16 protein-coding genes are annotated in these 21,115 nt (G+C 42.5%); 3 read left to right on the top strand and 13 right to left on the bottom strand.

Annotated elements, in window-relative coordinates:
• Nucleotides 1-15: 15 nt before the first annotated feature.
• Complete coding sequence (locus tag RA086_RS11460; RefSeq protein ID WP_308703917.1) at nt 16-879, top strand: SDR family oxidoreductase; 864 nt, start codon at nt 16-18, stop codon at nt 877-879.
• Nucleotides 880-898: 19 nt separating this feature from the next.
• Here the strand turns inward: RA086_RS11460 and RA086_RS11465 are convergent, their stop codons facing one another.
• Entirely contained in the window at nt 899-1,222 is a 324-nt protein-coding gene (locus tag RA086_RS11465) for a winged helix-turn-helix transcriptional regulator (protein ID WP_308703918.1), read from the bottom strand.
• A 101-nt stretch (nt 1,223-1,323) separates the two neighbouring features.
• Between RA086_RS11465 and RA086_RS11470 the strand changes: the two genes are divergently transcribed.
• Nucleotides 1,324-1,731, top strand: a complete 408-nt coding sequence (locus RA086_RS11470; protein ID WP_308703919.1) for a nuclear transport factor 2 family protein — start codon at nt 1,324-1,326, stop codon at nt 1,729-1,731.
• Nucleotides 1,732-1,815: 84 nt separating this feature from the next.
• Here RA086_RS11470 and RA086_RS11475 read toward each other — a convergent pair whose 3' ends face one another.
• The 11 genes from RA086_RS11475 to RA086_RS11525 all read right to left on the bottom strand — a co-directional run bounded on the left by RA086_RS11475 (nt 1,816) and on the right by RA086_RS11525 (nt 16,579).
• The gene (locus RA086_RS11475) at nt 1,816-2,295 is read right to left on the bottom strand and encodes a hypothetical protein (protein ID WP_308703920.1); all 480 of its coding nucleotides are present in this window, start codon (nt 2,293-2,295) and stop codon (nt 1,816-1,818) included.
• Entirely contained in the window at nt 2,292-3,872 is a 1,581-nt protein-coding gene (locus RA086_RS11480; RefSeq protein ID WP_308703921.1) for a tyrosine-type recombinase/integrase, read from the bottom strand. The genes RA086_RS11475 and RA086_RS11480 overlap by 4 nt, the downstream gene beginning before the upstream one ends.
• A gap of 7 nt (nt 3,873-3,879) precedes the next feature.
• Entirely contained in the window at nt 3,880-5,976 is a 2,097-nt protein-coding gene (locus RA086_RS11485) for a tyrosine-type recombinase/integrase (protein ID WP_308703922.1), read from the bottom strand.
• Nucleotides 5,969-7,114 (bottom strand): tyrosine-type recombinase/integrase, encoded by a 1,146-nt coding sequence (locus RA086_RS11490; RefSeq protein ID WP_308703923.1) that lies wholly within the window; start codon nt 7,112-7,114, stop codon nt 5,969-5,971. The genes RA086_RS11485 and RA086_RS11490 overlap by 8 nt, the downstream gene beginning before the upstream one ends.
• A 415-nt stretch (nt 7,115-7,529) precedes the next feature.
• Nucleotides 7,530-8,963 (bottom strand): 6-phospho-beta-glucosidase, encoded by a 1,434-nt coding sequence (locus RA086_RS11495; RefSeq protein ID WP_308703924.1) that lies wholly within the window; start codon nt 8,961-8,963, stop codon nt 7,530-7,532.
• Complete coding sequence (locus RA086_RS11500; RefSeq protein ID WP_308703925.1) at nt 8,956-9,906, bottom strand: ROK family protein; 951 nt, start codon at nt 9,904-9,906, stop codon at nt 8,956-8,958. Before RA086_RS11500 ends, RA086_RS11495 begins: the two co-directional genes overlap by 8 nt.
• Before the next feature lie 35 nt (nt 9,907-9,941).
• Nucleotides 9,942-11,324, bottom strand: a complete 1,383-nt coding sequence (locus RA086_RS11505) for a PTS sugar transporter subunit IIC (RefSeq protein WP_308703926.1) — start codon at nt 11,322-11,324, stop codon at nt 9,942-9,944.
• A gap of 77 nt (nt 11,325-11,401) precedes the next feature.
• A complete protein-coding gene (locus tag RA086_RS11510; protein WP_308703927.1) occupies nt 11,402-12,397 on the bottom strand; it encodes a LacI family DNA-binding transcriptional regulator in 996 nt (331 codons plus the stop codon).
• Between the two features lie 114 nt (nt 12,398-12,511).
• Nucleotides 12,512-13,759: an MFS transporter gene (locus RA086_RS11515; protein ID WP_308703928.1), complete on the bottom strand. Its 1,248-nt coding sequence runs from the start codon at nt 13,757-13,759 to the stop codon at nt 12,512-12,514.
• Nucleotides 13,756-15,057, bottom strand: a complete 1,302-nt coding sequence (locus tag RA086_RS11520; RefSeq protein ID WP_308703929.1) for an alkaline phosphatase family protein — start codon at nt 15,055-15,057, stop codon at nt 13,756-13,758. Before RA086_RS11520 ends, RA086_RS11515 begins: the two co-directional genes overlap by 4 nt.
• Nucleotides 15,058-15,748: 691 nt before the next feature.
• Entirely contained in the window at nt 15,749-16,579 is an 831-nt protein-coding gene (locus RA086_RS11525) for an alpha/beta hydrolase (RefSeq protein WP_308703930.1), read from the bottom strand.
• Between the two features lie 202 nt (nt 16,580-16,781).
• Here RA086_RS11525 and RA086_RS11530 point away from each other — a divergent pair, with 202 nt between their 5' ends.
• Nucleotides 16,782-17,504: a GntR family transcriptional regulator gene (locus tag RA086_RS11530; protein WP_308703931.1), complete on the top strand. Its 723-nt coding sequence runs from the start codon at nt 16,782-16,784 to the stop codon at nt 17,502-17,504.
• Between the two features lie 357 nt (nt 17,505-17,861).
• Here the strand turns inward: RA086_RS11530 and RA086_RS11535 are convergent, their stop codons facing one another.
• Nucleotides 17,862-21,086, bottom strand: a complete 3,225-nt coding sequence (locus RA086_RS11535) for a mucin-binding protein (RefSeq protein WP_308703932.1) — start codon at nt 21,084-21,086, stop codon at nt 17,862-17,864.
• Nucleotides 21,087-21,115: the final 29 nt, after the last annotated feature.

The following is a 21,115-nucleotide window of genomic DNA, read 5'->3' on the forward strand; positions in this document are numbered from 1 at the left end:
TAGGAGGATAAAAATATGAAATATGCTATTTCAGCAGCTACTGGTCACTTAGGTCAAGGTGTTATTCGACAGCTACAAAAATTAGTACCTGATACAGAAATCGTTGCTATCGTACGAAATAGTGAAAAAGCTAAGCAACTTTTACCAACCAACATTGAAGTACGCCAGGCCGATTATACAGACCAATCGGCCATGGAAAAAGCATTAACGAGTATTGATCGCTTACTCTTTATTTCTTCAGTGCCGAATGGCGATACTCCACGACAAAGTCAGCATGCCAATGTTATCAAAGCCGCCGAAAACGCGGGCGTTCAATATGTGGCTTATACAAGCTTCGCTAAAGCGGACACAGCGACCTCACCACTATCGGCAGATCATGTCGCAACTGAAAAAATGATAAAAGAAAGCGGTTTGTCTTACTCGTTCCTGCGCAATGCTTGGTATTTGGAGAATGAGTCTGCGTACTTCAAAGCAGCACTAGCTGGTCAGAACGCTGTCTATGCTGCTGGAAATGGAAAGATTAGCTATGCACTTGAACGTGAATATGCAGAAGCTGCAGCTGACGTTTTAGTCACTAAAAATCCAAAAAGAGTCTATGAATTTGGTGGCCAACCAGCCACGTATCAAGATTTACAGGATGCTTTACGCAAGGCTACTAATAATTCATTCAGCTTTAAATCAGTATCAGATGATGAATACTATCAGGGTTTGATTGACGCTGGTATGGACCAGCAATTTGCCAATGTATTGTTATCCATGCAAATTATGATGCGTGAGAACGAATTAAACGTTAACTCAAATGATCTACCAGATGTATTGGGCCATCCAGTAGCATCACTTGCAGAGGCCGTTCAAGAAGTCATTAATGGACTAAAATAGACATTCATTGCTTTCAAGTTCATGAATGTTCCTCACGAACTTCGTGCCCCCAATCACCCAGAGCAAATAATGCTTGATCTAAATGACGCCCAATAGTTGTTAACCGGTATTCAACTTGTGGTGGTACTGAATCATACTGTTGTCGCACAATTATACCTAGTTTTTGCAGGCGTTTCAGCTCATTTGAAAGCGCAATTGGTGAGATACCAGTTACACGTCGCTGCAGCTCATTAAATCTAATTGACTCATCTTTTATGAGTTCCCAAATAATACGCAGGCACCATTTTCCTTGGATGATTTCCAAAGCAAATTTAGTATCACAATTTTCCATAATAGTCTCCATTTCTAACCCACTAAACTTTTTTTTAGTACTTGTTCAACAAATAGCTACCATTTACAATAAAAAACGTTCAAACAATCAGTCAAATTCAAGGAGGAATTACAATGTCACAAGCAACTAAAACCTTAGAAAAATTCTTAAACTCAATTTCAAAGATGGATATCGAAAGCGTCCAAAACAGGTTCGCTAATAATGTTACTCAATTTGTTCCATTTGCTCCAGCTGGGACACCTGATAAAATCGAGGGTAAGGAAGCTGTTGCTAGCACTTTCGGTAGCTTACCACAAATGTTTAAGAACATGGACTACAGCAATGTTGAAATTATCGAAACAAATGATGATAATTTTGCAATTGGTTTTGCTCATGCAGATGCTACCCTAGTTAACGATACGCCATATGATCAAAACTATGTTTTCTATGTCCGTACAAATAGTGATGGTTTAATTAGTGAATACCGCGAATATATGAACCCGGTTAAACTGGGAGAAGCTATTGCTCAATTAACCAAGTAATTACTATAGCTTAAAGTAAGATGCAAAAAACGGAACAGGCACGCTCAAATGTGAGTATCTGCCTGTTCCGTTTTTACTTCAAGTCTATTTTTCAGCGCAATTATGATTGTGAGATTTCAATAGCTCATCAACTAGATCGTCTGCACTAATCCCATATAATCGCATTCTTCTTAAAATAGATAAGTTCATGAATAACAACTCGCTGCATTGCTTTTTGAGTGTTTTATTTTCATTGAAGTAACGCTGTTTTAACACTTCTGATTGCGATAACTTAGATTCAAGTTGATCAATTGTAGATTGCAATTGATTTATAGTTGCAAACTGATCAAGAGTATCTATTTTGATATCACCTCTGGAATCAGTAACGGTATAATTACTATCCCAAAGAGTACGATAAACTGGTAACGATAATGTCTGTCTTGTAATACCGGTCAGTTTGCTCAATGCTGCTGCCGTAAAGATATAGTCTTGACCATGAATACCTCGGACAGCGGCTAACGTATCTTTGACTAATTTCATATTTTTATTGCGAGTTGTATTCTGATAAGCATATCTTTCAGTCATAGTTCACCTCGTTGACGAGCAACTTTAATAATCACAGTTAATTTATCACGAATTTGTGTAACTTGATCAATTGTTAGTTTTCCACTGTAATCGCTGGATTCAACAGTTGATAGTTTGACTTGCCAGTACGTTAACTCTTTTTCATAGGCTGGTAAGTATGCTTTATTAGGTCTGAACCACGGACAGAAATAGCAGCAAAAGCGGAATGGAGTTCCATCGCGCTTACAATTATCGATATCTTCACAAATACCTAACCCTTTTTCTGAGTTAACTTCCGATAAACCATAACAATTTTCATTAGTACTCAAATAGCTTGTTGTAGCAGCATTAAATTCAATAATTCTGGCCAGTGTTAATGGTACTTTGTCTGCATTTTGAGCAAGTTGCTTATGAATATCCTTGCGTTCATGAGTATAGTTCTGAATCATTCTTTCATTTTTGTGGCCAGTTAACTTCATGATTTGTTCTTGCGTGTAATTAGGAACATAAAGCCGGTCTGTGATAGCATTATGGCGGAAGTAATGGGATGTCAGCTGTAAGGGGTGCGACTGAGTGTCGCGTAAATCAAGTAGCTTACAGAGTTCACGCAATCGATTGTTTACGTATACCAGTGACATGTTTAAAATATGATGTTTGGTATTGTGAGCAATAAAAGTTATCTTTCCACCTTTGATGCCAAAGTGACCGGACTCTGTAATAAACAATAAGTTCTCATTTAGTGTTGCACTACAGACATGGCCAATTTTTATTAATTCTTTTTGTTGCAGCTTAACTTGTCGAACTAAATCAATGATATATTTTCCGTGATCCACATTGGTCACAGGGATTCGTTTTATTTCTGGGCGAGCAGTTGGTCCTTTTTGTTTATACATCGGAATTTCAAGAAAATATAAGTCTTCTAACTGTGAGATGCAATCAACTTTCATAGAAAGTACTTCATTAACTCTATTAGGAAACGAGCGAAGCATCCAATATAGTAATCGAAATGCTACTGGCATTACCACTGAATTACTCTGGAAAAAGGTATCTAGCTTTTTAGTAGCAGATTTAGGAATATATTTCTCTTCCGCAAATCGACGAGTTTGTCTGAATGGATTAATTTGTTTTACTGGTAATTCAAACGGAGATTCAACTAAATCAGCTATTTTAATAAAGAAATCTTGAATAGCACTGTATGAGAAGCTCTTAGTATTCCAACTGTCATCTGATAACATTAAATATTGTTCGTATGCATTGACGTGCCGATAACTTACACACTGAATCGAAATTTTTTCAAATTTCTCACTAAGCATGATCAAAAAGTCGGCTATTTTTAAGACTTTCTTTTGCGTTGTTCCTGGATTTCCAGGATTAAGTAACGCGTAATACTTAACAGTATCTCGATAAATCAATGGTACTTTATGAAAAGTAATCGTACAGGTACCTTTCATTGCTGAGCCACCATGAAGTTCAGAATAATACCAGGAATCATCTGAGAATGAGAACTCCCCGAAACTTGAGATAGTTCTTTTTAAATTCTGCTTGAGCCTTTTGTCTGAAAACGTACGTGGTTGATATTTTTGTGCTTGATTAGTCATTTTGCATCTATCCTTTTACATAGGCTTCTATTTTTTCGGTGATTTTATGGTAGGAGTGTAACAAAGTAACTTGTTGATCATAACCCTGTGCAGCAGGATCTAAATCATTTACTAAGACTGTTTGCTGTTGGGCCAACTTTTTCCAAGTATCTAATTTCTGGCTACCAGTTAGTAATAGTGGGCAATTCACACAACTTTCGACAGCACAGGGACCTAATTCCTCTGGTCGTGCGCAAAATCCTTGGCCATCTTTTGAAAGTCGATTAATTTTTTGAGGGTTTGCACCAACTAACAACGATTCTTTCATAAAATTAAGTTCTCGCGAAGCAAGGTAGCCACCAGTAATATGCTCGGCCCTTGAGTCAGGCTGAAACATTTTAAAAACTTCTTGATCTAGCTGCGCTAAACGTCTATCACGAATATCGTGATAGTATTGTCTGGTTGTTTTAACTTCACTATGGCCTAAAATATGGCTCACTTGTTCTAATGACGTTCCATTGCTAAGTAGCTCTGTAGCAAGTGTTTTTCGGCACTGATGAGTTGTGAAATACCACAATTTGTTGTGATATGTAATATTGTTTACTACAATGCATTTATTTACTTGCGCTTGAAAATCACCAGTACTTTGTGCAATTATTCGAGCACGAGACTGCCTGATGAAAATACTTTTAGTGTTAGCCTTTACTCGTAAAAGCTCCTTAGTCTGAATTTCTTGATTAATGAAGCCAGCAAGTACATCACTAATTGGAATGTCATGATTTGAGTCCTCATTATTTTTTGCACGTTGTTTGGCCGTTTTTCTTAACTGAAACCGTAATACATATTTTTTAAGCTTAGAATTATACCAAAAATCATCAGTATTTAGTCTGATGGCCTCTGAAGCCCGTACACCGGTTGCAATTAACGTTAAGAAGATCACAAAGGCTTGAAGATCAAACGTTTGTAGCGCTATTAGTAGCCGGTTTACGACTTCCTCTGGAATTGCTTCATGAGAAGTCGTTTCACTTTTGGCGTTCAAAAATTTGATCATTCGGAATGGATTTGGCAGTGCTTTGTGATAATGTATTTCAGCAACATAATCAAAGAATAATCTCATCTCGGAAAACATACCTTGAATAGTTTTTCGCTTATATAGTGGTTGATTATCCTTGTTTTTTAAGCGTTTCAGATCCTGAATCAACACTCTAATATCAACGCTTCTCAGCTTTAAAAACTCTTTTTCATGTAGGTATGCTAGGGTATTGGAAGCATTTTTAAAGCGGCGATATATTTTTAACGGTGTATCTCGATTATCAATTGCTTGCTGAATGTATTTTTTTAAATCGGCTTGATAGATTTTGGGAGCATCATTGAAATTGATTGTTTGCACTTTTAAACGCAGCCCATTTTTAGTATATATTTTTAAGCATTCACCACTTTGTGAGTAAATAAATCTCTTCTTTACGGCTTGATCAAGGCATTGTTGATGAACATGTTCATATATTTCTCTTAAATCTGCGCATAAATATTGGCCACCGCAAGTTGTTTCAAAACCAAGTAGTAACTTGGTAAATCTTCCCAATGTCATTGGCTGTGTTGCAATTGCTTCTTGGAACAGTCTAACCAGTACAGCTGAAAACTCTGGTTTAGCATACTGACAAATATCAGACTGTAACTCTTTACGATAATAGAGACGTTGCCCATTACTACTGGAGGGAATCAAAACTTTATAAGACTGTTCAATCATAGTTATAGCTCCCTCCATATTTGGCGCTTTAATAACTGACTTAAACCCCATGATACGAAATACTCGGATAAACTCAGCGTTAATAGCGTTTTCATTTTTCAATTCTATTAATCCTGCAACAAAGCTATGTGTGAGTAATCCGTTATAAGAAAGTATCAGGAGTGTTTCTAAATCAACTTCATGGTTAATAACGACATTTTGCATTTTTTGACCATCTAAGGTCTCCATACAGTCCAGTATCAATTCTTTCAATACCTCAAAATCAGCAATTTTGGTTATCAGGGCCAGTGAGGTCGTATTGATTGTAAGATGATATTTGAATAACCCAGTATCAGTAGCAGTGCAGTTATATAGCCTTATCTTGGTTAAATTATTCATACCATTCCTCCAATGACAGGTCATAACGCTTTTGAAGACCCGATAAAATCTGTTGTTTTTGCTGTAGCGAGTACCGTTTAATATAGGGCTTCGTGCTGCGTTCTGACGACCAGCCCATGTCTTCAAGAATAAAAGCCATCGTGACACCTGAATCTGGGTCGTTCCGCATCAATTCGATCAGTTTCTGCGCCCGGGTGCTGCGACCACTGTGAGTACGAAATAATTTTGGGTCAATACCACCGCGTCTGGCAGCACGCTTTAGTATGCTTAAGAAATTAGTGGGACTAACCGGATTTCCCCGATATGCACCATGATAATTAACAAACAAATAGCCCGTATTCTTCGGAATCTTATTACGGACTTCTATAAGATACTCACTCAATAAGTGTGTCAAATCGGAGCTAATATAATTGGTTCGATTACTTGTTTTGGCGTACGCTAAATTCTCGACGTTATTGTCACGTTCAACGGTTAATGATTTTTCATAACGGTCGAAATTATCAAGCTTTAACCCACATAGTTCTCCAATTCGCATTCCTGTTTCAATGCTGACAAGAAACATCGCTTTATCACGAATATTGGTAAAATGCTGACTTATTATAGTTATCTCTTCATTCGTATACCATTTAATATATTTTCTGGGTTCATGGTAATATACTCGGTTCAAAAACGTATTATCAATCTTATAATCATGTATTTGTCCATAAAGCATTTTTGTTTTGTTATAGTTTTGAGCATATCTTGTGGACGAGTGTAGAGATTTTGTAGGTGATTGTATTATTTCATGCTCTGATTCTAGCCATTTATACAAATTTTTGATGGCCGTAAGATGTTTTTGTAATCCTTTGTAGGGTATCTGTGATTTGATCTGTGTCACTGGAGTTGAAGCAAAGATAAGTTGTTTCAAGTATTCTTCAATCGTTGATCTAGTAACGTCTTTTCGAAAGTCTAACTGGTACTTATCTAGAAACCTAAAAAAAGAGCAAATGCAGTAGGCATAGGCTTTTCCAGTTAGTGGACTGCGCATGCTTTCCCAGTCCAGCCACAATGCAACTGATGGAATTGGAATAGCATTACGCGTTACAACATATCTCACTTCAATGTCGTTAGTTGCTTTTTTCACCTGTATATTATTCATTTATTTTCTCCTATTTTTGAATATCATATAACGTTCAGTAGTATAGAGAACACCACTGAGCATCATCCAGCCCGCCCTGCACTAATCAGTGATCCTTAATATCAGGATACCTAGTCTATTAATATCACTTTGATCACAACTACTATTTAACGTCGGAGTGGACCAGCTCATTTGCCGTGTCGAGACACTTAGCTGGGTGATTTACCCAGGTTAGTGTCTGGCCGACTTTTAAGACGTGGGTTTCGGCTTGAAAGCGCCCTGCAGACCGGTCTTTGGCTGCAGGTCTGCCTCACAGCAAACGAGCTGGTCCGCGGAGACGGACAACTAATCAATGAAAAAAGCTAGCCTCAAACTCGGTCATGAAGACGAGTGATGCTAGCTTTTTTCAGACGCTGTGTTCGAAGCAGCGCTGTTTCTATGACAGTTGTTCACCATTTGTTTCGATCACTTTTTGATACCAATAGAAAGAATCCTTCTTTGAACGAGCCAAAGTCCCGTTACCTTGATCGTCCTTATCGACATAAATAAAACCGTAGCGCTTTTCCATTTGACCAGTTCCCGCAGAGACTAGATCAATCACGCCCCATGGTGTATAGCCCATCAGATCCACGCCATCTTCGTCCACGGCCAGTTCAAGTTGTTCAATATGGCGTTTGAGGTAATCGACACGATACGGATCATGAATATGGCCGTCTGGTTCAACTTTGTCGGGAGCGCCCATCCCATTTTCAACGATAAATAATGGCAAATGATAACGATCCGTCAGCCAATTCAAGCTATAACGGAGTCCCACTGGATCGATGGGCCAACCCCATTCCGTTGCCTGCAGATTCGGATTTTCGACGTTAAGATCAGTCGCACGAGTCATAAAGTTTGCTGGTTCATTTTCCGCGGCCTTAATCACGCCAGAAGCATAATACGATAGGCCAATGTAATCCACCGTCCCCGCTGCCAGTATCTCCAAGTCAGCCGGCGTTATGTCCAGCTTAAAACCACGTTTCGCCTGATATCGCGTCAACCAGTTCGGGTAATGCCCCCAAACATGCACATCCGAGAACCAATAGTTTGCCTGCGCAAACCGCTCCGCTTTGAGCACATCTTTTGGATCTGATGAAGCCGGATAAGTCGGCCAAACCGCTATCATACAGCCAATCTGCATCGCCGGATTAATGGCATGCCCAATCTGAACTGCCTGCGCACTGGCAACCAGTTCATAATGTCCGACTTGATAGAGCACCTGTTCAGGATCTTCATCATCGTGCAACAAGACCCCGGAATTGGTGAACAGCGCCCACTTGTTCAGACCGTTCTGATTATTGATTTCATTGAACGTCATCCAATACTTCACTTGATGCTGATAACGTTCAAAAACGGTCGTCGCAAAATGCGTGAAGAAACCTATGACCCGCCGATCTCGCCAGCCACCATAAGCTTTGACGAGATGATAAGGCATTTCAAAGTGCGACAACGTGACCACGGGTTCAATACCATGAGCCAATAAATCGGCAAAGAGATCATCGTAGAATTTCAAACCTGCCTCATTCGGAGTCGTTTCATCCCCGTTCGGAAAAATCCGACTCCAAGCAATTGACGTTCGAAAACATTTCAAACCCATTTCAGCAAATAATGCGACGTCTTCATGATAGCGATGATAGAAATCAATCGCCTCATGATTCGGATAATTTTCGCCTGGCAAGACCCCATCCGTGATCTGTCGGTCAACGCCATTGGCACCAGCAGTCATCACATCCGCAATAGAGACCCCCTTGCCGTCAGCGTCACTGCCACCTTCCAGTTGATGCGCCGCCACGGCACCACCCCATAAAAAGCCTTTCGGTAACTTACTCATGCCCTGCCTCACTTTCTAATCGTTTTCTGAGTTGATACGCCGCCCCAATCAGGCCAGCATCATTCCGTAATTTGGCCGGTTTGACACGTCCTAAAGCAATATCCTTAATGCGATTCAAACTTTCATGGCGCGCAACCATTTCAGCGAGTTTAGCCTGCAATAACTGAATAAACGTCTCGTTAGCGCTAATGCCGCCACCCACCAAGATCAGTTCTGGATCAAAGTTAGCAAATAAATTCAGCAACATGATGGCAACATCCTGAACAAAAGCATCGACTTCCGCAACCGCAATCGTATCGCTATTTTTCGCTGCCGTAAAAATAGCTCTAGCATCCGTCACAGGTGTAAAATCGGCCATGACCTGCCGTTTGCTTTGATTGTACCGATTAACTAAACCGCTTACAACTGCGGCGTGTTGATTCAACGAAAAACTTTCAAGTTCATCGATCGGATCGATATTATGAATCACGTTCCAACCAAATTCACCGGCCATCCCGTGACTCCCACGATAAATATCGCCGTTGATCACAATGCCACCGCCGACCCCCGTTCCTAATACCACCGTCAAATAATTTTGACAACCAACGGCATTACCTTGCCACTGTTCGGCAATGGCCGCTGCATTGGCATCATTTTCAACTGTTACTGGCAATCCCGTTTGATCTGAAATTGCCCGTGCCAACGGATAGCCGTTGAAGGCTTGAATCGCGCCGCCAGTCACCATAAATCCGTCATGGCGCACAATTCCAGGCGCGGAAAATCCGACCCCCGCAACGGGCTGTTTAGCGGCATAGTCTTTAATCACCGCGACCATTTTGCTAATGAGTTGATCCGCATTGTCGACCGTTTGAAAGGCATTTTTCGCTGTCACTTGTCCTTGTTCATCAACATACGCATACTTAATCGTGGTGCCACCAACATCAAAACTGATTACTTTTGTCATTCATAAATTCCTCCAATAGCTATTGAAACTAGCTTTTAATGAGTCGATACTTTAGTCGTTGCGGTTGTCTCAGCAGCATCAATAGCGTCATCGACATCATCCACTGATTGACCCTGTTCAATTTTCAAATTTTGACGATCTTGAACCCGAGCAAATGGGAACCAGATGGCACATGATAGCAACATCATCAATATTTGCCACAGCATAAACTTCCAACCTTGTGCACCACCGACAATCAACCCTGAAATAATTGCTGGCGTCGTCCACGGCACGGACACCCCTGAAAGAACTGGTAAGATTCCCGTTGCCATCGCAGCGTATGTTAGCATACCCGTAGCTAGTGGTGCAATAATAAATGGTGGAATTAAAACGGGGTTTAAAACGATTGGTACCCCAAACATCAACGGTTCATTGATGTTAAAAAGAATTGGCCCAAATGCTAATTTACCCAAATCCTTGAACATTTTTGACTTGGCAAAAATTAACATGTAAAGTACCAGTCCGATCGTCATCCCAGAACCAGTAACTGTTACAAATTGGTCAATTAGTGGTTGCACAAACAAATGACCATGAGCTTGTAACGCGGCTTGTCCACCTTCTTGGAATAGTTTTACATTTTCAAGAGTTGTCGTCGTTAAAATTGGTCCCATAATTCCGCCAATCAAAACTGGCCCATGAATCCCAAATGACCACAAGAATGAAATTAAGAAGATGTAGATGAATAAACCGGCAGCACTGTCTGTCATTCCTTGTAGTGGAATCTGAACAACTTTATAAATTGCTTGAACCATCGTCATATGGAAAGCGCTATCAAAAATAATATAAATAAAGAACGCGCCAGTTAAAATAACACTGGCAGGAATTAAAGCGGTAAAAGCTCCAGAAACATTAGCAGGAACTTGTTCGGGTAGTTTGATACGAATATCACGCTTTAAGAACCAAGAATAGGTCCAACCAACTAGGACACCAAGGATAATCGCAGCAATCATTCCTTGACCACCTGTCCATGTTTTGTCGATCACGCCAGTAGCAACACCTAGTAACTTATTACCGGAAGCGTTCATCACATCTTTAGTGGGATTTAACGTGATGACGTATGCCGCTAACGCTAATATTCCGGCTGGTAATCCTTGGAAACCATCTTCATGTACCCACTGATAGGCAATTGCAAAAACAGCAATGATTGCCATTAAATCAAATGTTGCACCGGTAACCTGAGCGAACCATGGCGTCCAACCTGTTTTCATAAAGTATTCCGACACTGCTGGCACAGGGAAATTAGATAATAGCAAGAAAATTGAACCAACAATAGTCAACGGCATCGTATAAATCAAACCGTTTTTCATTGAAGAAATAACTTTGGTGTTGGCAAACTTCATCACTGCTGGTAAGAGTTTGTCATTCATCCACTTTTGCATGTGTGTAGCCTCCTAAAATTTAGCATAATTCCAGTAAATAAAAACGTTTTTATTTTTGCTCAAAACAACGAGAGACGTTAAGGCATCCCCGCCGACTCTCGCACCATAAACTGTCCAGTTAAAACTTGTTCACGGCCAGCCTGTTCACCGGCTAACATCGCGACCAGCTCATCGACCGCCAAACGACCCTGACGCACAATCGGATTACGAACAGTCGTTAAAGTTGGCTGAAAATAGCTGGCAATTTCAATGTCATCAAAACCGACCACACTAAAATCATGCGGCACTTCATAACCTTCCGCGTTGAGCGCTTTGATGGCCCCAATCGCACTGAGATCATTTCCGGCTAAGAAGGCCGAAACGTACGCGCCATCGGTTTCATGCAAATATCGTTTGACGGCATTGAACGAGGCGCCTTCTTCGAACAAGCCGCGTAAAATCACGGCTGAATCAGCTGCCAACCCAGCATCCGTCAACGCTTGTTTGAACCCAGCTAGTCGCTCATGACTATCGCGATTATTATCATACCCAGCCAAAAAAGCCAGCCGTCGGTGACCTAGTTTGATCAGATATCGGGTCGCTTGATAACTTTCTTTGAATGAATCAAAGATAATACTGCTGAGTTGTGGCCCAGCAATCGGTCGATCCAACATAATCGTTGGCACGCCTTGCGTCATCAATTGATCCAAATCTGTCGCTTGAATGCGGTGGTCAAAAATAATCGCACCATCACAAGTATTTCCCAGCAACGCGTTCATTAAGGCCTCATGATTATTCGCCAAAGTGACCGTCATCCCATAATCTTTAGCCGCAACCGCATGCGAAATTGCTTCAACTAAAGTATAAAAATATGGCCCAGCAACACTATCCGTGAAAACCCCAATTTGGTTCGTCTGACCAGAGCGCAATTGTTTCCCCATCAAATTGGGCGAATAATTCAATTGCGCTGCCGCCGCTAAAATTTTATCTCTAGTGCCTGGTTTGACGACATTCACGCCATTCAGCGCGTTTGAAACCGTTGATATTGAGACGTTCGCTAACTGCGCGACGTCTTTAATTGTTGCTTTTTTCAAATTATCACCACTAAAATAAAAACGTTTTTATCAATCATTATTGTATCCGTTTTCTCTTTGAAATGCAAGCAACAAAAAAGCCATTTCAGCACATTGGCCAAAATGACGAAAAAATTACTCTTTAGTTTTAGTCAAATGCGGCAATGATAGGAAAATAATCAAACCAACGAGGAACAATAGGCTTAACGAAGCAGCGCCAATCGTTGATTTACCAGTTATTTGTGTCACAATTCCGACTAATACCGGCCCCATAACCGCGGAGAATTTTCCTAAAATATTATAAAAACCGAAGAATTCACTTCCCGATTGTTTCGGAATCAAGCGGCCAAAGTAAGAACGGCTCAAGGCTTGAATGCCACCTTGGCTGGTCCCAACTAAGACAGCCAGAATCCAAAAATCGGTCACCGATTCCAATCGGAGCGCATACAGACAGATACCGAGGTAAATAATAATCCCTATGAGAATCCCCGTTCGAGTCGACGTTTTCTTGGCGATCCAACCATATAGAATCGAAAACGGAAACGCGACTAACTGGACAACTAATAGCACAATCATCAGTGTTGTGGTCGTAATTCCCATATCCATCCCAATTGAAGTCGCCATGGTGAAGATCGTATCGACTCCATCAATATAAAAGAAGTAAGCGACTAAAAACCAAGCGGCAGCACGATATTTTTTTATGTGCTTTAGCGTGGACCAAACTCGCTTAAAACTTGAACTTATCGGATGAGCGCTAGGTTTCAAGGCATAAACTTGGTGCACATTTTTCAACAACGGAATATAGAAAATAATCCACCAAATAGCCGCTAAGACGAAGCTCCAACGGGCAACACCATAACTGGTTAGTTGACCAAACCCGCTCGTCAGTTGTAACACGAGGAACAGGATAAAGGCCAAAACACCGCCAAGATAGCCGAAACCATAGCCATACGAAGAAATGCGATCCATTTCTTGGTTAGGCGCAACATCCGTTAGAAAACTATCATAAAATAAATTGCCACCGGAATACCCGATAATCGATAGAATATAGATGCCCAATAATAGTTTCCAAGCACTCGTTGGCGCCACACTCAGTCCTAACGTCATCAACATGCCCACCATCGAGAAAATATTGAGCAACCGCTTTTTAGCTTTGGGATAATCAGCTAAGGCCCCCAGTACTGGCGCCAAGATCGAGACTAATAAGGTCCCAATACTATTGGCGTAACCCCAATAAGCCGTCGCGTTCGCCGCCGAAACCCCATTACCTTGCGCAATGGCTTTAAAGTAAACCGGCAGTACCGCCGTCGTAACGATAATACCATAACCTGAATTCGCCCAATCGTAAAAGATCCAGCTCCATTGCGATTTGTTAAACTTCATTCGCGGTCCTCCTTAAAAATCCCATCCAAGCACTTACCGGGCATAGGACCGTCAAAATGTAACCCTAGTAACCGCGCAAAAGTTGGTGCTTCATCCACTAAGTTAGCGCGCTCGATGCGCGCACCCGCTTTGACGGCTGGACCGTTGACTAACAAAGTCGTTTGATAATCCGGCTTAGTTGGATCATAACCGTGTACCCCGTGATAGCGATCAGGTTGGCCCAGAGTAGCTGGATGAACAGGTTCCACCACGAGTGGTCGCCGACTCTCATCCGTAAAGTAATACCCTTCCTTGGCTTCCACCATTAAGGTACAGGCCGGATCAGCGCCACGTTTCGCCGCTTGTTCCCCAGTAATGGCAGTTTCAACACCTTCAACTTCAGCCACCAATTTTTTCAATTTGGCGAGTTCATCAAAGTTACGGGTATAAATGTAGGTCGACCCGTCCGCCGTTTTAGCCATCACTGTCCAGTCATCTTCAAACGTTTGGTCTTGGCGTGGCGTTAACCAGCCCTTTTGAGCAAATAAAGTATTCAAATGAATCATGTGCGTCACGTTAATTTGATAATGATCGCCTAAGATCACAAAATTAGTCTCCGCAAAAGTCCCGGCTCGTTTGGTCGCATCAATCAACTGACCTACATGGTGATCCAACCGATGCAACGCTGCCATTGCTTCCTTTGACCGCACGCCATACCGATGCCGCATACTGTCCATGTCAACCAAGTGAATCATGGTCAAATTAGGCTTTTTGTGCACCAAAGTGTCGACTGCACAGGCGGTAATAAACTCATCCAATTGCGGTTGTTTAATCCCATGCCGCAAATGACCGTATTTTTGATTCATTTTCAATAAAAATAACGGTGAGCTGGCTTTCAACGAAACCAACACTTGATTCGTCCAAATGCGATTAGGAAAGATTTCGGCTAAATTATATGTAATCTTGCTGCCAGCCGTTACTGGCCACAAAAACGCTGCCGTGGTCATTTTTTGTTGCCGAGCTAAATCGTATAATGTCGGAACTTTGACATCCTTTTGATACCAATACCAATCTGGTGACCGTCGTTCTGGTTGGATTTTAGTATTGTTCACAATCCCGTGAACTCGCGGATACTGGCCGGTGATGATGGTCGTATGCGAAGGATAGGTCAAAGTGGGATAGATGCCTGTCACCGATTTGACCCAGGCGCCACCGTTCATTAAATTATTTAATACGGGTAACGCTGCTTGATGTTCTCGCAAATCACGAAAACCGAGCGCATCTAACGAAATAATCACTAAATGCTGATTTGTTGCCATGGTTACCGCCCCTTTTTCATCTTAATTGCTGTCATGTTCAGTTAAATCACTTCATGCTAATTAGTTGAGCCGATTAAATGATACTTTAAAATTATACCGCAGAACTTAACTGAATGTCAGACGGACCTTTTCATCGTGTCGGCATGGGTATGTACTTGCCGCCTTACCGGTCGGTTCGTTTAGGGTGGAAACGTCATGAATCGCTTTTGAGCCACAAAGCGGTCTCAAACGTCGATTTTTGACTAACCGCGGCAAAATTCTCCGCGCTAAGTCAAACGCCACGGCTGAGCCCGAAATGACCCGACCTCTCGGCTAAATCGACTCAACATAGTCATCCCCTCAGTTTTGAGAAAGGACAAAGCTTCTTTGAATTCTCTCTATACTTAGAAATCACCATGCTGTGCCAATGACCATTAATTCCCCCTACCGAAAAAATTTGACACCCACGACCGGGTTTCAATTCGACTGAATAACACGATTTAACGAAGGGCGGGCTGGATGATGCTCAGTGGTGAAATTTCTCTTTGCTGGCGAATTTCCAGCTTAGAGAAAGCCCGGCTTGTGAGACCGCCCTTTGGCTCACAAACGTGGCCACCACGTTCCAGCATCAAGCCAGACCAACCGAAGTGGCAAGTTTAGCAATCCCAGCAAAAAAAGCCCAAGTACGCAACTTGGGCTTTGGGGGTTAGACTTAGTTTTCATCGTGCAAATAACCTTGTAACTGTAACCAACGAATCGCTAATGGCGCCCAGTGCGCCGCTTGATCGTTCAGATACTTAGTTTTATGTGGCTTTTTTGTCACGTGGTTAGCTAAAGCTAGCCCGTGAATGCCAGAGCCAAATAAATGATACTCGGTTTCAATGCCTAATTGCATTAACCGTTGCACGTATATCATTGAATTTATCGGTGGGACTAATTCGTCCGTCACCGTTTGCCAAACAAAGGCGGGCTTGCTTTGCGGACTTAATAACTTCTGCGCCGCAAACAAGGTTGGGTCGATCGTAACTTTATCACGTTCGGCGACACTCGTCGGAAAGCCAGCCGTTAAATCGATCACTGGATAACCCAGAATCGTCGCCGCATGTTGACCGGCAAACTGATCGAGTTGATACTTCGCACTCAATTCAGGATTGGTCGCAATCCCATTATAAGTGGCAACCACGTGACCACCCGCCGAAAAGCCAGCGAGAATAATGCGGTCAGGATCAATATGGCGACTAGGAGCTTGCTTTGTGACCCAGTCAATGGTTTTCCCCAACTGTTGAAAGGCCCATGGATAAACTTTGCTCGTCGGCGTTTCAAGCTGATAGTTCAAAACGATCGCATGCATCCCTTCCGCCAAAAATCGCATGGCGATGGGTGCTTCTTCACGCCCTGAATGGTAAGTAAAGCCCCCACCAGGACAAATAATGATTACTGGATAATTCACCGTTTCACCAAAATCTGAAATCTGATCCAACCAATAGGCCGTGACTTTAAAAGGATGTTCCTTCGTCACTAATGTTTGTTGTTCAACTTGCATGTTTGTTATCCCCCATTATTGAAGTTTGTTCATACCCCGAACTGACCTGCCCCATTACTGTTTACGCTTACATTATAAAGAGGAGAACCCCCTTCTGTCAATTTTGTTCGAATAAATAATTTAATTTGTTCGGATATTTATCACAAGTTAGCTATATTTTGTTATAATGGGGCTAATAATTAAGCGTATGAAGGTGACAACTATGACTAATAGTAGTTTTGAAACGATTTATCAAACTTTAAGAGAACGAATTTTAAAAGGAAAATACAGCATTAAAATGCGTCTTCCCATCGAAGACGATTTGATTACGGAATTCGCTAGCAGTCGTTATGCAGTCCGTAAGGCCATCAAGAAATTAGCACAAGATGGCTTAGTTTATAGTGTTAAGGGACGTGGCGTCGTCTTATTGGAACACAATCCACAAACCCAACAATTTAATTTAAATTTGGGTGAATTGACTGGCATTCATGCCAGCGATCCTGATCGCTCATTTGATTACAAAACCGATCTGGTCAGCTTCAAACAGCTCATTGTGGATCAGGCGCTCAGCCAACAAAGTGCCTTTGAGGTCGGCATACCGGTGTACGCCATCCAGAGAGTCCGTTCCATTAATGGCACTCGCGCAGTGATTGATATCAACTACTTTAATGCCCAATTGATTCCCGGCATCACGCCGACTATCGCTAAAACCTCGATTTACGATTACATTCAAAAACAACTCAAGATTAAAATTGCAGTCGTTAAACGAATGTTACGCGTTGATTCAGTTAAACCAGTGGATACCGATAACCTTGCTTTAGGTGAAAATAACTGTGTCGGTAATATGATCAGCATTGCTTTTAATGACTCTGGACGCCAATTTGAATATACTGAATCGCACTATATTCCAAATGAACTCGTCTTTACCCAACTGATTCGTAACTAAACCTTACCAACTGAATTTTACCCAGCCATCTAAAAATGGCTGGGCTTTTTGTGTCTCCGGCTTGTGGTTGACCCATTCGTCACCGCTTTATAATAAATAGACCATATTGATTCACATTACTACTAAAGATATGTTCGAACAAATATTGACAATTTAACAGATTTGTTTATAATAATAATTATAAAAGCTAATGGGGGTTAGCCTTTGTACCGTTTAACACACAACGTTAACGGTTCGATAATTCGGTGCCAAGGAATTAGGCGTGGTCACTAGGAGTAAAACTAAAAATAGCCGCTGAGCAGCTAGGTGTTCAGCGACTATTTTTGTGTTTTAAACTTTACCTGCTAACTTGATCCTTTACCGTTGTTCGCGCCGACGACGCAATCGCATGCCACCGAACAAGCCAACCATCGTCAAGGCTAAGAGACCCCAAATATCCGTTGGCCGTTGCTCACTAGTTTGTGGTAACGTCCGCGCAGTCGTTAAGGGTTGTAAAGACTGTCGACTTGAGACGTGTTGCTTGGCAACTGGTGCGGTCAACCGAATCGTCGTACGACTTGGTTGAATACGTGCTGCCATTGCCACTGGCTTAGTCATTGCAGTTGACTGGCTAGTTAACCGTTGTGCTGGCATCGCCGCGGACTTCACTGAAACTGGCGTTAATTTAGCGGTTGGCCGACTCGTCTTAGTGGTCAAATGACTCAATTTAGCGGTTGGACGGTTGGTCTTAGCCGTGACGTGCGTCATTTTAGCGGCTGGACGTTTAGTCGTCTTGGTCGTCATTGGCGACGACTGTGTTGGCTTAGTTGTTGATCCAGTAGTGGTTGACTGGCGTTGTTCAGGTTCATAATAGAACGCTACGGTCGTCGCAGAATCAGTATAGTGACCCCGAATCGTTTCAGGTTCATTGGCAACTAACCGGTAACCGGCAATCTTAGGTGCCGCCACATCATAAGGTGCCGCGAACTTCCCAGTCATTTCCGTCCCTGGCTTAACGGTTTGATCCGTCTTTGCCAAATAATATTTAACGTTGACACGCCCACTCGTCTGCTGATAAGTGATGGTCTGCATCAAGTCGGGACTCGTTTCGGTAACCGTGGTTGCTGGCACTTGAGTCATATCCGCACGATAATCCGCAATAACTGGCGCCGTCAAGGCTTCAAAGGTCGTTGTCCCAACTGGCTTCCAAGTCGTGTATTGAACCGTCCCAGTGACCGCATCACGAACCGCTTCACGTGTAAATTCAATCGTCCGTGTCACGGTTGGCGCAGCCATTTTACCATCCGCGTACTTAAATTGAACCGTTTGCTTAACCGCATGGGTCAAGTCAACACCAGCTGGTAATGTTTCACCAGGCTTCAAGGTTACCAAAGTATGGCTAAACATCACCCGATAAGCGAGAATTGGCGCAGCTGAAGTAAAGGCGGCATTATTTTCTGGATAACCATTATGAGCTAATTGATAGCCCTTAGCTTCATAACCGGCAATCGCACTCTTGGTTGGATCTGGTAACGTCCCTTGATAAGGTACCGTTATCGTGGTCTGACCAATACTCTTATTTGTCACCGCGTCCACATAATTAATGACTCGAGTGACCGTGACTGGCGCATAATCATAAACGATCGTGCCCTTGAGAAGAGGCAACGTCCCACTCATTGCGGCACTATTTGACCCCATTTGCTTGAAGACGTAATTCCCGATCGTTGCTGGCGTGGTTGTATAAGGATCACCAACATTCCCGTGAATTTGTTCAGGCGCCACAATTGGCTCATTGTCTGGATCAAGATATTCGACGGTCATTCCACCGGCGACCACGGGATTCTTAACAAATTGCAGGTCAACTTCTTGTGGATTTTGTAAATAAGTCCCAGTCGAGGCACTACTCTCGTTTGGTAAAAATTGATAACCAGGTAACGTGGTATAACTTTCAAAATTGTACTTGTCCCCAATCTTAGGACTCGTCGTGCTAATCAATGGCTTGATCAACTTGCCAGTATCATGATCGATTAGACCGACATCAACAGTTGGCGCAGTTTGCCAATTAGCAGCCTGGTAAATCATGCTGTCATAGGTAAATTGAACACTGCCAGGATAATAAAGATTAATGTCATCCTTCACATTACCAGTTGAATTGGCCGTGCCGACAAAACCATAAGTAAACCAGTTGGCATTCGCAACAGCTTGATAAGGTGTTGGAATTTCAAACTCATCATGGCCTAAATAGGTCAACGGCGTTTCAGTCGCGGCGTACTTAGTCGTGTCCGTCCCGTTCCAAGTTTCCTCATAATGGGACGATAAATCTTCACCTTCAAGTCCAATGATTGGCGTTGGCGTGAAGACAGCCGGTTGACCAATGACGATATTGACTGCTTGTGATAAGGTTTGATTTTCACCAACCGCACTCACTTGAGCCGCTTTGGTGAAACCTTTCAATGGTGAAAAGTCTGTCAATGAATCATCACTAAAGTTAAATATCTTTGGAAAACCATTCCGTGTGACATCATTATTATCAATGCTCGTCAACCATGGTCCTAACATTGCCAATTGCGCATTGGTCATCCCTTTAGAGTTTTGCTGATAAACATAGGTCGTGGTTTGACCATCTAGTTGAACTTCATTAATTTGACTAGGATCAATTTCAGTTAATGGTTTCAGATTAGCCGCACTCATATCAACAAGACCAATCGTGATATTACTAAAGCGTAGTGGAATCAGTGGTGTAAAATCAATCGTTGGATCTTGAATATTGACATTCATATTAATCAAAGTCGTCTTTGGCAAGTACTGTAGATATTGCATGCCTGCAAAGCTATCAGTCACGTTGACATAACCATCAGTCCCCAGTCCCAGCGACGTGCCATTAAAGTTACGAATCTCACCGACCGTAATCGGACCAGTGACCCCTAACGCTTGCTGAACCGCAGTTTCCATATTTGCGTCGCCAAATGTCACAACAGTTGCATCAGGAACCGTCGTTGCTTGTGAGCTAGCCGTGCTAGTGGTACTCGTAGCCGCTGAAGTGGCGGTTGAAGTCGTCCCACTAGTTATTGAGCTGGCACTGGTTGCCGTACTGCCAACCGAAGTAGCGGCTGACCCAGTTGTGGCCGTCGTGACCATCGTACTGGTCGCAGCAGATGTAGTGCTCGTGGCCGTTGAAGCGGCACTCGTTGTTGTCGCGGTGCTAGCCGTAGACGCTGCAGTAACTGAACTGGTTGCCGCCGACGTCGTTGAACTAGCACTGGTTGTCTTTGAAGCTGGTGCAGAACTCATTGCCGTTGAGCCCACACTCGCGGTCGTACTGGTCGCCGCGCTAGCCGTCGTTGATACCGGCGCACTAGTTGCTGCGGTACTCCCCGCTGACGTTGGTGTCTTAGCCGTCGTCGCGGTAGTGGTTGACGTCACGACCGTTGTCGTAGGTGTTGTCTCAGCCGCTTTAGCCGTGACTGGCTTGACCATTAGAGCTGCCCCTAAAGCACTAGTCCCAATCACGGCAATTAATGCTGTACACCACTTCTTACCAGATTTATAAAGACGATAATGATTTCGAACCATTCTTGTTCGTTGTAATTGCTTGAACCGCATCTTAAACACTCCTCTTGTTTAATGATGAC

It is taken from the genome of Lactiplantibacillus brownii (genome assembly GCF_031085375.1).
GTDB lineage: Bacteria > Bacillota > Bacilli > Lactobacillales > Lactobacillaceae > Lactiplantibacillus > Lactiplantibacillus brownii.